The sequence below is a fragment of the Agrococcus sp. Ld7 genome (genome assembly GCF_045064095.1).
Taxonomy (GTDB): domain Bacteria; phylum Actinomycetota; class Actinomycetes; order Actinomycetales; family Microbacteriaceae; genus Agrococcus.
The window spans coordinates 141,135-153,880 of sequence record NZ_JBISGY010000023.1; the positions used below are offsets into that span (position 1 = coordinate 141,135).

At 70.8% G+C, this 12,746-nt stretch carries 9 protein-coding genes; 7 read left to right on the forward strand and 2 right to left on the reverse strand.

Annotated elements, in window-relative coordinates:
• Positions 1-94: 94 nt before the first annotated feature.
• The 6 genes from mtrA to secA all read left to right on the forward strand — a co-directional run bounded on the left by mtrA (position 95) and on the right by secA (position 8,552).
• Positions 95-781 carry an MtrAB system response regulator MtrA gene (mtrA, locus tag ACJJVL_RS04145; protein WP_405217049.1) on the forward strand — a complete coding sequence of 229 codons (687 nt, stop codon included), beginning with the start codon at positions 95-97 and terminating at the stop codon, positions 779-781.
• A 7-nt stretch (positions 782-788) separates the two neighbouring features.
• The gene (gene mtrB, locus ACJJVL_RS04150; protein WP_405217050.1) at positions 789-2,477 is read left to right on the forward strand and encodes an MtrAB system histidine kinase MtrB; all 1,689 of its coding nucleotides are present in this window, start codon (positions 789-791) and stop codon (positions 2,475-2,477) included.
• Positions 2,474-4,126, forward strand: coding sequence for an LpqB family beta-propeller domain-containing protein (locus tag ACJJVL_RS04155; protein WP_405217051.1), 1,653 nt, complete (start codon positions 2,474-2,476; stop codon positions 4,124-4,126). The genes mtrB and ACJJVL_RS04155 overlap by 4 nt, the downstream gene beginning before the upstream one ends.
• A gap of 96 nt (positions 4,127-4,222) precedes the next feature.
• The gene (locus tag ACJJVL_RS04160; RefSeq protein WP_405217052.1) at positions 4,223-4,870 is read left to right on the forward strand and encodes a ComF family protein; all 648 of its coding nucleotides are present in this window, start codon (positions 4,223-4,225) and stop codon (positions 4,868-4,870) included.
• A gap of 85 nt (positions 4,871-4,955) precedes the next feature.
• Positions 4,956-5,633, forward strand: a complete 678-nt coding sequence (hpf, locus tag ACJJVL_RS04165; protein WP_405217053.1) for a ribosome hibernation-promoting factor, HPF/YfiA family — start codon at positions 4,956-4,958, stop codon at positions 5,631-5,633.
• 117 nt (positions 5,634-5,750) lie between these two features.
• The gene (secA, locus tag ACJJVL_RS04170) at positions 5,751-8,552 is read left to right on the forward strand and encodes a preprotein translocase subunit SecA (RefSeq protein WP_405217054.1); all 2,802 of its coding nucleotides are present in this window, start codon (positions 5,751-5,753) and stop codon (positions 8,550-8,552) included.
• Between the two features lie 258 nt (positions 8,553-8,810).
• Here the strand turns inward: secA and ACJJVL_RS04175 are convergent, their stop codons facing one another.
• Positions 8,811-9,896 carry a trypsin-like serine peptidase gene (locus ACJJVL_RS04175; RefSeq protein ID WP_405217055.1) on the reverse strand — a complete coding sequence of 362 codons (1,086 nt, stop codon included), beginning with the start codon at positions 9,894-9,896 and terminating at the stop codon, positions 8,811-8,813.
• A 103-nt stretch (positions 9,897-9,999) separates the two neighbouring features.
• Here ACJJVL_RS04175 and ACJJVL_RS04180 point away from each other — a divergent pair, with 103 nt between their 5' ends.
• Complete coding sequence (locus ACJJVL_RS04180; RefSeq protein WP_405217056.1) at positions 10,000-11,943, forward strand: BCCT family transporter; 1,944 nt, start codon at positions 10,000-10,002, stop codon at positions 11,941-11,943.
• Between the two features lie 24 nt (positions 11,944-11,967).
• Here the strand turns inward: ACJJVL_RS04180 and ACJJVL_RS04185 are convergent, their stop codons facing one another.
• Complete coding sequence (locus ACJJVL_RS04185) at positions 11,968-12,744, reverse strand: hemolysin III family protein (protein WP_405217057.1); 777 nt, start codon at positions 12,742-12,744, stop codon at positions 11,968-11,970.
• Positions 12,745-12,746: the final 2 nt, after the last annotated feature.

Genomic DNA, 12,746 nt, shown 5'->3' on the forward strand with positions numbered 1-12,746 from the left:
TCGCCTGCCCTGCGCCCATAGCGCGCTCGGATACAGTGACGGAGGTCGCGCAGCGGCCACCGGCGACGCCGGTCGCACGGTGAAGGGAGCGCCCATGGCAGAGCACACGATCCTCGTCGTCGATGACGACCCGGCGCTCGCCGAGATGATCGGCATCGTGCTCGCGGGCGAGGGCTACGACCTCGAGTACTGCGCGGATGGCGCCGAGGCGCTCGATCGCTTCCACGAGGTGCGCCCCGATCTCGTGCTGCTCGACCTCATGCTGCCGGGCAAGGACGGCATCCAGATCTGCACCGAGATCCGCGCCGAGTCCGGCGTGCCCATCATCATGCTCACCGCGAAGGGCGACCCGACCGACATCGTGGTGGGGCTGGAATCCGGCGCCGACGACTACGTCGTGAAGCCCTTCAACCCGAAGGAGCTCGTCGCCCGCGTGCGGACGCGCCTGCGCCCGCAGCACAGCGGCGACACCGGCACGCTCCGCGTCGCCGACCTCGACATCGATGTCGCCGGCCACCAGGTCAGCCGCGCGGGCGAGCCCATCTCGCTCACGCCGCTGGAGTTCGAGCTGCTCGTGACGCTCGCGTCGAAGCCCAACCAGGTGTTCTCGCGCGAGATGCTGCTGGAGCAGGTGTGGGGCTACCACTACAAGGCCGACACGCGCCTCGTGAACGTGCACGTGCAGCGCCTGCGCTCCAAGGTCGAGCGCGACGTCGACAGCCCCGTGGTCGTGACGACCGTGCGCGGGGTCGGCTACCGCGCCGGCGCCCCCCAGAGCTGAGCCGACCGTGGCCTGGCGACGCCGCACGCTGTGGGAGTGGGCGACCGGCCTCCTGCGGCGTTCGATGGGCGCGCGCGTCGTCGCCGCCAGCATGCTGCTCTCGACGCTCGCGCTCGTCATCGTGCTCGGCTACATGTCGGCATCCGTGGGCCAGAACCTGTTCGAGACCCGGCGCGACGACGCGCTGGTCGAGGCGGTGCAGGCGCGCGGCCAGATGCAGCAGGTCTTCAACGAGGCGGTCACCGAGAACCTCACGAGCGGCGAGCTCGACGCGCTGCAGGACACGGCGCTCGGCGCCATCTCCGACATCATCTCCAGCCGCTCGACGACCGAGTACGCCATGCTCCGCACCGAAGGGCAGAGCGAGACGCTGCTGACGATGAACGATGTGCAGTCGCAGGCCTTCGACGCCGACCTGCTCTCGCAGGAGCTGCGCAGCGCGGTCGCCGAGGGCGCCGACACGCCCTTCTACCAATCGGTGCGGATCGCCACGACGAGCGGCGGGCAGCCCGGCCTGGTGGTCGGCACCACGGTCGACGTGCCGCTCACCGGCCAGTACGAGCTCTACCTGATGACGAGCCTGGAGTCGACGCAGGAGACGCTGGACTTCATGCACCTGACCATGGTGCTCGCCGGCCTGGCCCTCATCGCGCTCATCGCCCTCATCAGCTACCTCGTCGCACGGCTCGTCGTGGGCCCCGTGCAGGTGGCGGCGGAGTCGAGCGCGCGCATCGCTGCGGGCGAGCTCGACGTGCGGATGCCGGTGCGGGGCGAGGACGAGATGGCCAAGCTCGGCAGCTCGTTCAACCGCATGGCGGATTCGATCTCGCGGCAGATCAACGAGCTGGCGACGCTGTCCACCGTGCAGCAGCGGTTCGTGTCGGATGTCTCCCACGAGCTGCGCACGCCGCTCACGACGATCCGGCTCGCCGGCGACGTGCTGCATGACCGCCGGGCGTCCTTCGACCCCGTCTCCGCCCGCACCGTCGAGCTGCTCTCGACCCAGATCCAGCGCTTCGAGCAGCTGCTCGCCGACCTGCTCGAGCTCAGCCGCTTCGACGCCGGGGCCGCGCAGCTGGAGATCGAGCCGACCAACCTCGTGCGGCTGGCGGAGGCGGAGATCGAAGCGGTGCAGCCGCTGGCGGCGGAGCGCGGCTCCGAGCTGCGGCTCGTCGCGCCGGGCGGGCACTTCGAGGCGGAGGTCGACCCGCGCCGCATCCGCAGGATCCTGCAGAACCTGCTCGGCAACGCCATCGACCACGGCGAGGGCAAGCCCATCGCCGTCATCGTCGACTCGTCGACCGATGCTGCCGCCATCGCGGTGCGGGATCACGGCGTGGGCATGACGGAGATCGAGATGAGCCGCGTCTTCGACCGCTTCTGGCGCGCCGACCCCTCGCGGCAGCGACGCACGGGCGGCACCGGCCTCGGCCTGTCGATCAGCCGCGACGACGCCGCGCTGCACGGTGGCTGGATCGACGTCTGGTCGAAGCCGGGCGCCGGCACGCAGTTCCGACTGACGCTGCCGCGCGCGGGCGCCCGCGCGGTCGCCTCGCCCATCGAGCTGGAGCCCGACGACACGCGACCGCTGCAGCTCGCGCCGCCGGATGCGGTCCAGCTTGCCGAGCCAGAGCTGCACCCGGACGCGCTCGTCGACCCCATGATCGCGACCAGCTCCGAGGAGGTCGACCGATGAAGCGCATGCTGCTCGCGCTCGTGGCGCTGCTCGGCCTCGTCGGCTGCGTCGCGATCCCGGACTCCGGGCCCGTGGTGGCAGGCGAGGTCGACACGAGCGAGCAGGCGAGCATCCTCGTCTTCCTCGCGCAGGAGCCGCAGCCGGGCGCCACCCAGGAGGAGGTCATCCTCGGTTTCCTCGCGGCCGCCATCAGCCCGAACGACGACTTCTCGATCGCCCGCGAGTACCTCGCGGGCACGGCCGCATCGACGTGGGATCCGGATGCGCGCGTGATCGTCCGCTCCGGTGCGCAGCCGGAGGTGTCGCTGACGGGGGAGACCACCGCGAGCGCGCAGCTCACGGCGCAGTCGGAGGTCAGCTCGGGCGGTGCGCTGCAGCTCGCCGGCGGCAATCGCACACTCGAGTTCGAGCTCGTGCAGGTCGATGGCGAGTGGCGCATCTCGCAGGCCCCCGACGGCATCGTGCTCTCGGCCTACTACTTCGACCAGCTGTTCGGCGCGCACACGCTCCACTGGCTGACGCAGGACGGCACCCGCACGGTGCCGGAGCTGCGCTGGTTCGAGCGCACGGCCGCCACGCTCGCCGAGCGGATCATCGACGCGCTGCTCGCCGGGCCGTCCACGTGGCTCTCGCCCGCCGTGTCGACCGCCGGCGCTGTGGAGGCCTCGCGCGTGGGCCCGACGCGCTTGGACGGCACGACGATGACGGTCACGCTCGACATCGCGCAGGTGGAGCAGCTGGGCTCAGGGAGCCTGCAGCCCCTGGCCGTGCAGCTGGCGCTCTCGCTGCGCGACCTGGGTGTGCGCGAGGTGCGGGTGCAGGTGGAGGGGCTGTCGGGATTCGCGGCGTCGAGCGCCGCTGCCGATCCGATCGACGAGGGCGACGTCGACCCCCGTCCGCTGGTGCTCGAGGGCGGTGTGCTGCACCACATCGGCGGTGGCCCGACGCTCGAGGATGTCGGCAGCACGCTCCAGGCGATCGGCGCCACGAGCTACACGGTGGGCGCGGCCGGCGGCGTCGCGCACACGGGAGCGACCGCAGCCTGGGTGCTGCCGAACGCCTCGCCGGTCGTGATCTCGACCGACGTGGGCGCGGTGCCGACGGTCGACGACAGCGGCTGGGTGCTGCTGCAGGAGCGGAGCGCGACCGGCCGGCTGCTCGCGTGGCGCGACGGCGAACGCAGCGAGCTGCCGCTGCCGCCGGACTTCGACCGCGTGGCTGCCATGGAGGTCTCGCGCGACGGCTCACGACTGGCGATCGCGACCGCGGGCAGCAGCGGAGGCGGCAGCGACGTCTGGGTGATGGCGGTGGTGCGCGACCCGGACGGCAAGCCCATCACGCTCGGCGAGCCCTATCCGCTGCCGGCGATCGAGGGCGCGGCCTCTGACATCACCTGGATCAGCCCCACGCAGGTCGCCGTGCTGGCGAGCGAAGACGACCGCCCGCAGATCACCGTGCTGGCGATCGGCGGGGTCGCGGAGCAGCTGCCCTCGCCGGGCGGCGGCGTGCAGGCGATCGTCGGCGGCAGCGAGGGCACCGCGACGCTCCGGGCACTGGGGGCCGACGGTGAGCTGCTCTCGCTGCGCGGACGGGTGTGGAGCTCCGCGGCCGGGCTCGAGCCGATCCGGCTCATCACCACGCAGCAGTAGGGCGCGCACGGACGCGGGCGGATCGGATGCGCGCGCTGTCCACATGCATCCGGATCGCCAGAACGCGCCGCAGCGGTCGTGCGCCACCCTGCGCTCATGGGGATCGACGCGGCGCTGCGGGAGGCGGCGAGCGTGCTGTGGCCGACCGAGTGCGCCGGCTGCGGCGCGCACGACATCGCGGTCTGCGATGCGTGCAGGGCGCTGCTCCTCGGCCGCCCGACGCGGTCGAGCGTCGAGGGCGTGCCGCTCGTCGCCGCGGCCGACTACGCAGGCCCCGTGCGGGCGCTCGTGCAGGACTGCAAGGAGCGCGGGGGGCGCCAGAGCGCGCGAGCGCTCGGCGCGGGCATCGCGCTCGCGCTCGCGGCGCTCCCGGATGGAGCGCTCGTGCGCGTGCCATCGAGCAGCGCCGGCCTGCGGCGGCGCGGCTTCGATCCGGTGGTGCTGCTGCTGCGCGCGGTGGGCGCGAGGGCGGTGCCGCTGCGGCGGCGCCCGTCCGCGGGTGCAGGGGCGCAGAAGCAGCGCACCGCCGCCGAGCGCGCTGCGGCGGCACGGGGCTCGCTCCTGCTTCCGAGGCCCAGCGCGCGGGCACTCGCGGGTCGCCGGGTGGTGATCGTCGACGACGTCGTGACGACCGGCGCGACGGTCCGCGAGGCGCTCCGAGCACTGCGTGCCGCAGGCTGCGATCCGGTGGGCATCGCCGCCGTCGCGCACACGCCCCGCAGGGTTCCCGAGGGGCTGGCCTGACGCTCGGGCTCCGGGGGTAGAGTGACGGCACGCAAGTCGGCGCAGCAGCCGCAGGCGCCGATGCCGATCCATACGGGAGGCCACGATGAACATCACGTTCGGCGCCAAGGGCGCAGACATCACAGACCGGTTCCGCGCATACGCCGAGGACAAGCTGACGAAGGTCACGCAGCTGCTTCCCCGCGCCACCGCTCTCGATGTCAAGCTCACGCGGCATTCGGTCCCTCACACCTCGGTCGCGGGTGGCAGGGTCGAGATCACCGTGCACGGCCCCGGCTCGATCATCCGCGCGGAGGCCGACGGCCCCGACAAGTACATGGCGTTCGACTCCGCCTACCACCGAGTCATGGAGCGCGCCCGCCGCGTCCACGACAAGCGCACCGATCACAGCGCTCGCAAGCGCACGCCGCTCCACGAGGCCGTCGCCACCGGCTTCAAGCAGGTCGACATCACGCCGGCAGACCCCGCCGTGGTCGAGGCCGTCCGCACCGGCTCCATCCCCACGGTCGAGCAGCAGCACGAGGGTGAGACCGAGTGGTCGCCTGTCGTGATCCGTCAGAAGCGGTTCCCGAGCAAGCGCATGAGCGTGCGCGACGCCGTCGACCAGATGGAGCTCGTCGGCCATCCCTTCTACCTGTTCGTCGACGACGCCTCGGGCGAGTGCGCCGTGGTCTACCGCCGCAAGGGCTGGTCCTACGGCGTGATCACCCTCGACGATGAGGCCACCGAGCGCGGCGAGGACGCCGAGCGCGCCGCCTCCTGACCCGCAGTCCCAAGAGGCGTCCCGGCAGCGCTGGGGCGCCTCTTGGTCCGCATTGTTAGGATGGGCAGTCGGTTACCGAACCGTGAACTTTCCCCCGAGCACGGAAGGCTTTCCACCGTGGCCAATATCTTCGAGAACATGCTGCGAGCCGGCGAGGGCCGACTGCGGCGCCGCCTGGAGCGCATCGCCAAGGATGTCACCGCGCTGGAGGACGCCTTCGAAGAGCTGACGGACGAGGAGCTCGCGGCCGAGACCGACGAGTTCCGAACCCGCTACGCCGCCGGCGAGACGCTCGACGACCTGCTGCCAGAGGCCTTCGCGGCCGTCCGCGAGGCGGCAAAGCGCACGCTCGGCATGCGCCCCTACGAGGTGCAGGTCATGGGTGCTGCCGCGCTGCACCTCGGCAACATCGCCGAGATGAAGACCGGTGAGGGCAAGACGCTCGTGGCGCCGATCGCCGCATACCTCAACGCCATCACGGGCGAGGGCGTGCACGTCGTCACCGTCAACGACTACCTCGCGAGCTACCAGTCGGAGCTCATGGGCCGCGTGTTCCGTGCGCTCGGCATGACCACCGGATGCATCATCGCGGGGCAGAGCCCGGATGTGCGCCGCCAGCAGTACGAGGCCGACGTCACCTACGGCACGAACAACGAGTTCGGCTTCGACTACCTGCGCGACAACATGGCGCACTCGAAGGACGCCATGGTGCAGCGCGGCCACGGCTTCGCGATCGTCGACGAGGTCGACTCGATCCTCATCGACGAGGCGCGCACGCCGCTCATCATCTCCGGCCCCGCCGCGGGTGAGGCGAACCGCTGGTTCGGCGAGTTCGCCCGCATCGCCAAGCGGCTGCGCCCCGACGTCGACTACGAGGTCGACGAGAAGAAGCGCACCGTCGGCGTGCTCGAGCCCGGCATCGAGCGGGTCGAGGATCTGCTCGGCATCGACAGCCTCTACGAGTCGGCGAACACCCCGCTCATCTCGTTCCTCAACACGGCGCTCAAGGCGAAGGCGCTCTTCAAGCGCGACTCGCACTACGTGGTGATGGATGGCGAGGTGCTGATCGTCGACGAGCACACCGGCCGCATCATGCAGGGGCGCCGCTTCAACGAGGGCATCCACCAGGCCATCGAGGCCAAGGAGGGGGTGCAGATCAAGGCGGAGAACCAGACGGTGGCGACCGTGACGCTGCAGAACTACTTCCGCCTCTACCAGAAGCTCGCGGGCATGACCGGCACCGCCGACACCGAGGCCGCCGAGTTCATGTCGACCTACAAGCTCGGCGTCGTGCCCATCCCCACGAACAAGCCGCTCGTGCGCATCGACAACGCCGACCTCGTCTACGCCACCGTCGAGGGCAAGTTCAAGCACGTCGTCGACGACATCGTCGAGCGCCATGAGAAGGGCCAGCCGGTGCTGGTCGGCACCACGAGCGTCGAGAAGAGCGAGTACCTCTCGACCCAGCTCGCGAAGCACGGTGTGAAGCACGAGGTGCTGAACGCGAAGAACCACGCGCGGGAGGCCGCGATCATCGCGCAGGCCGGTGGCCTGGGCGCCGTCACGGTCGCCACGAACATGGCCGGTCGCGGCACCGACATCATGCTCGGCGGCAACGCCGAGCACCTGGCGGTGACGCGCATGCAGGAGCTCGGCCTCAGCCCCTCGGAGACTCCGGAGGAGTACGAGGAGCGCTGGGACGACGTCTTCGCCGAGGTCAAGGCGACGGTCGCGGAGGAGGCTGCGAAGGTGCTCGAGGCGGGCGGCCTCTACGTGCTCGGCACCGAGCGCCACGAGTCGCGCCGCATCGACAACCAGCTGCGCGGTCGCTCCGGCCGCCAGGGCGACCCCGGCGAGAGCCGCTTCTACCTCTCGATGCAGGACGACCTGCTGCGCCTGTTCGGCGGCTCGGTCGCCCAGCGCTTCATGGCGGCGGATGCGGATGAGGACGAGATCCCGCTGGAGTCGAAGATCTTCTCCCGCACGATCCGCTCCGCGCAGGCGCAGATCGAGTCGCGCAACGCCGAGATGCGCAAGAACGTGCTGAAGTACGACGACGTGATGAACCGCCAGCGCGAGGCGATCTACGCCGACCGCCGGCACATCCTCGACGGTGACGACCTCGACACGCGCGTGCAGGGCTTCCTCGAGGGCACCATCCGCAGCGTTGTCGCCGAGCACACGGTCGGCAACGACAGCGACGAGTGGAACCTCGAGTCGCTCTGGAACGAGGCGAAGCAGATCTATCCGGTCGGGATCACGATCGACGAGGTGGTCGCCGAGGCGCAGCCGCGACTGACCGCCGACTTCGTCACCGACCAGCTGCTCTCGGACGCGAAGATCGCCTACGCCAAGCGCGAGGAGGAGCTCGGGGCCCCCGCCATGCGACTCCTCGAGCGTCGCGTGGTGCTGTCGGTCATCGATCGCAAGTGGCGCGACCACCTGTACGAGATGGACTACCTGCGCGAGGGCATCGGCCTGCGCAGCATGGCGCAGCGCGACCCGGTGGTCGAGTACCAGAACGAGGGCTTCACGCTCTACCAGCAGATGATGTCGGCGATCCGCGAGGAGTCGGTGACATTCCTGTTCAACCTCGAGGTCAAGGTGCAGCAGGGCGCGACCGCTGCGGCCCCCGCGATCGAGGGCGGCGGGCTGGAGGAGGTCGAGGAGGACACCTCGAAGCTCACCTACTCGGCGCCCGATGAGGATGGCGAGGCCTCGGTGCACGACGCGAAGGGCAAGGAGCTCGGTGCCGAGACCGGCAAGGCGCGCGCGAAGAGCGGCAACCCGGCGGTCTCCGCGGCGGCGAAGGCGCAGGGCGGCAATCGCCAGCAGCGTCGGGCGGCGGCGAAGCCGCAGAAGGCGGCCCCGAAGAAGGTCGGCGCGTTCGGCCAGGTGCAGGAGACCGAGGAGGACTGAGCGCCCCCCGGTCGGGGCGCGCTGAGCGCGACCCTCGTTGGTCGAGGAGGCAGGAGCGCCTCGTCGATTGATGGGGCCTGAGCGCCCCCTCCCCGTTGGTCGAGGAGGCAGCGGCCCGCAGGGTCGCTGCCGTCACGAGACCAGGCGCGGCGGCATGGAGGTCTCGTGACCAGGTCTCGTGACGCGTGCCGATGGCACGCTCCTCGACCTTGAGTCCTCCGGGCGCAACGCGGCTTCGCCGCATTGCGTCCTGCGGACTCAATCATCGAGGGTCTGCAGGCCGTTCCAGGCGGTGATGCCGAGCGGCGGGCCGTAGGCGCCGGTCGCACCGCCGTTCGAGTAGACGGCGGTGATGGTGCCCGCCCCCGTCGCCTCGTCGACGTTCGAGACCCAGCCGGAGCCCGACGCGCCGTCGCCCATCTCGCAGCTCGCACCGTAGTTCGCGTCGCCGCCCGCACCGTAGTCGACCGCATCCGCCGCGCAGTAGCGCAGCACCTCCGAGTCGAAGTCGCCGTTGCCGGGGTAGCCGGCGATCACGACCCCGTTCGTCTCTGCCGTGAAGCTCACGCCCTGGCCCCCGACCGCATCCTCGAGCGTCCGACCGTCCTCGGGAGCGAAGCGGATGAAGCCGAAGTCGAAGCCCATCCAGCCGTTGTCGTCGGCGCCGTCGAGCCATCGGGTGTTCGCCTCGAGGTACTGCTGCGGCACCCACGTGGATTCGGCCTCCCAGGTGCCGAAGGGTGCGTCCCCGCGCTCGTAGCCGGGGGAGAAGCGGATGGTGTCGAAGGAGTCGCGGGTGTCGTCATCCCAGATGCAGTGCGCGGCGGTGATGACGATGAGCGCCGACGCCGAGTTGATGACCGTCCCGCTGCACGTGAAGCTGCCGGCCTCGGACTCCATCTCGATCCGGCCGGTCGTCGACAGCAGCAGGCTCTCGTCGCTCGTGTGCGGGGCGCCGGCATAGAGCTCGTCGCCTGCGTCGGTGGTGGCGAGCGCGATGCCCGGTGACACGACCGGCGTGCCGAGCGTGGGTTCCAGCAGCATGTCGAACGCTGCGTCCGGGAAGTAGCCGTCGGCGGTCTCGCCGGGGCTGCCGGCATACAGCTCGCCCGTGTCGAGCGCCGTCTCGTCGGTGCGCGTGATGGGCGCGTCGGGCTCCACCGCCAGCACCTCCGGCGGCGCCGTGCCCGACGGGTCCGCGTCGGCCGTCCGGATCGGGATCGGGCGGGGTGCCTCGGACTGCGACGGTGCCGCAGTCGGCAGCGGCGGTGGCAGGATGCAGCCCGTCAGCGCGACCACGGCGCCCGCCGCGATCACGGTGGCTGCACTTCGGGCGCGACGCATGGTGCCTCAACCGTAGGCTGATCGGCTGCGCCGCGCCACCGCGGCCTCCGCGCACTCCGGTACCCTCGGTGGGTTCGCCCGCACTCCAGCACGAGAAGGAACGATGGCCACTCCACGCTCATCCGCACGACGGAACGACTGGCACCCTCCCACCGTCTGGCGACAGGTGCGCAGACCCGTCTTCGTGCCTGCCGTGCTCATCATCGTCGGTCTCGTCGTCTTCGCCGTTGTCTACAGCAGCACGGGCGGCAACGCCTTCCAGGTGCTCAACGATGCGATCACCAAGGGTGTCGGCTGGTGGTACGTGCTCGCCGCCACGGGCTTCGTCGCGTTCTCGCTGTACTGCGGCATCTCGCGCATCGGCAACATCCGGCTCGGGCGCGACGACGAGGAGCCGGAGTTCTCGACCATCTCCTGGTTCACGATGCTCTTCAGCGCCGGCATGGGGATCGGCCTCGTGTTCTACGGTGTCGCAGAGCCCCTGTCGCACCTGATGGTGCCTCCGGGCACGGCGGGGGTCGAGCCGGGCACCAGCGAAGCCGGGCGCCTGGCCATGGATCTCACGCTCTACCACTGGGGTCTGCATGCGTGGGCCATCTACGTGGTGGTCGGGCTGGGCCTGGCGTACATGACGTTCCGCCGCGGCCGCCCGCTGTCGATCCGCTGGCTGCTCGAGCCGCTGCTGGGTCGCAAGCGCGTCGAGGGCTGGATCGGGCACGCGGTCGACACCGTCGCGATCGTTGGCACCCTGTTCGGCGTCGCGACCTCGCTCGGCTTCGGCGTGCAGCAGATCACCTCTGGGCTCGAGTACCTGGGGTGGATCGATGGCTCGCCGACGTTCACGATCGTGCTCATCGCCGCCGTCACGGCGCTCGCGACCCTGTCGGTCGTCTCCGGGCTCGACCGCGGCCTGAAATGGCTGTCCAACATCAACATGTCGCTCGCCGCCCTGCTGGCGCTCTTCGTGCTCGCGCTGGGTCCGACGCTGCTGCTCATCCAGGCCATGGTCGCGAACGCTGGCAGCTACGCCAGCGCGCTGCCCAGCCTCATGCTCGAGACCTGGCCGCTCGCCGCCCCGGACGACACCTGGAAGGGTGACTGGACGATCTTCTACTGGGGCTGGTGGATGAGCTGGGCGCCGTTCGTCGGCATGTTCATCGCGCGCATCTCGCGCGGCCGCACCATCCGGCAGTTCGTCTTCGGCGTGCTGCTCGCGCCGACGATCATCGGCGTCGCGTGGTTCACGATCTTCGGCGACTCCGCGATCCTCCGGCAGCTGAACCAGGGCGACATGCTCGTCGAGGGCGAGGTGGATGTGAACACCTCGCTGTTCCAGCTGCTCGACACCTTCCCGTTCGCGGCCGTCACGAGCGTGCTGGCGATCATCATCATCATCTTCTTCTTCGTCACCTCCTCGGACTCCGGCTCGCTCGTGATCGACATCCTCGCGAGCGGCGGGGCGACCGTGACACCCAGGCTGACCCGCGTGATGTGGTCGGTGCTCGAGGGCGTCGTCGCCGCGGTGCTGCTGCTGGTCGGCGGCGAGGCGTCGCTCACGGCGCTGCGCACCGCGTCGATCGCGACCGCCGTGCCGTTCTCGATCATCATGGTGCTCGCCTGCTTCGCGCTGCTGCGGGCGTTCCACTTCGAGGTCGCATCGACACCGCGATACATGCGCGCGAAGATCGCGGCAGCTGCGGCGGTGCCGGCCGTCGCGCCGCCCGCCGAGCCGCACGGCACCGGGCACGGCCGCCGCGACGTGGCGACCACCTTCGCGGGCCTGCCCCCGGCTGCGCCGGAGGACGCACCGGAGGCCGGCGAGTTCCTGGTCACGCTGCAGGAGGTCTCGTCAGCGGCGGTGGACGTGGATGCCGACGGCGTCGCGGTGCTCGACGAGGACCGCGTCGTGCAGGATCCCATCGCCGGTGAGGTGTTCGACACCCCGGAGTTCGCCGCCTCGCACGCCGGAGCGCTGCACGAGCAGCAGGAGGCGGCGGACGATGTGCCCGCGTCGGACGACCCGGAGGATCGCCGATCCGAGCGTTGACCCGAGCGGTGGTGCTCGTGCCGGCTACGCGGGCGGCGCGAGCGCCACGAGCAGAATCGCGGTCCAGTGGCAGAAGAACGCGAGCACCGTGCAGATGTGGAACAGCTCGTGGAAGCCGAAGTGGCCGGGCACCGGGTTCGGCTTCTTCGTGCCGTAGAAGATCGCGCCGACCGTGTAGGCGAGTCCGCCGGCGATCACGAGCGCGGCCGTCGCGGCGTTCGCCGCCCAGATGTCGCCCAGGAACGCGACCGCCGCCCAGCCGAGCGCCAGGTAGATCGGCACGTAGAGCCAGCGCGGCGCTGACAGCCAGAACACGCGGAAGGCGATGCCGAGCAGCGCGCCGCTCCAGATCACCGTCAGCAGGATCCAGTCTGCGGGGGAGGGCAGCGTCAGCAGCGCGATGGGCGTGTAGCTGCCGGCGATGAGCAGGAAGATGTTCGCGTGGTCGAACCGCTTGAGCAGCAGCCGGGTGCGCTCCGACCAGGTGAAGCGGTGGTAGACGGCCGAGACGCCGAACATCAGCACGCCGGAGAGCGCGAAGACGGCCGTCGACCAGGTCGCGGTGACGCCGTTCGCCAGCACCACGAGCACGATGCCGGCGACGAGCGCGAGCGGTGCGGTGCCGGCGTGGATCCATCCGCGCCACGTGGGCTTGCCCTCCGCCTGCGCTTCGGCGATCGCATCGCCGGCGGCCTCGATGAGCGGGAGGTGGGCGTCAGCGGCACCGTCGAGGATGTCGTCGACGGGGTCGGACGCGTCGGAGTGCTGCGCGCCTCGGGGCTCGCGGGAACCTGCTGCCATAC

Excerpts from the sequence above, each read along its gene's own strand:
- mtrA (WP_405217049.1), top strand. The coding sequence starts at position 95 with ATGGCAGAGCACACGATCCTCGTCGTCGATGACGACCCGGCGCTCGCC.
- ACJJVL_RS04155 (WP_405217051.1), top strand. The coding sequence starts at position 2,474 with ATGAAGCGCATGCTGCTCGCGCTCGTGGCGCTGCTCGGCCTCGTCGGC.
- ACJJVL_RS04160 (WP_405217052.1), top strand. The coding sequence starts at position 4,223 with ATGGGGATCGACGCGGCGCTGCGGGAGGCGGCGAGCGTGCTGTGGCCG.
- hpf (WP_405217053.1), top strand. The coding sequence starts at position 4,956 with ATGAACATCACGTTCGGCGCCAAGGGCGCAGACATCACAGACCGGTTC.
- ACJJVL_RS04175 (WP_405217055.1), bottom strand. The coding sequence starts at position 9,896 with ATGCGTCGCGCCCGAAGTGCAGCCACCGTGATCGCGGCGGGCGCCGTG.
- ACJJVL_RS04180 (WP_405217056.1), top strand. The coding sequence starts at position 10,000 with ATGGCCACTCCACGCTCATCCGCACGACGGAACGACTGGCACCCTCCC.
- ACJJVL_RS04185 (WP_405217057.1), bottom strand. The coding sequence starts at position 12,744 with ATGGCAGCAGGTTCCCGCGAGCCCCGAGGCGCGCAGCACTCCGACGCG.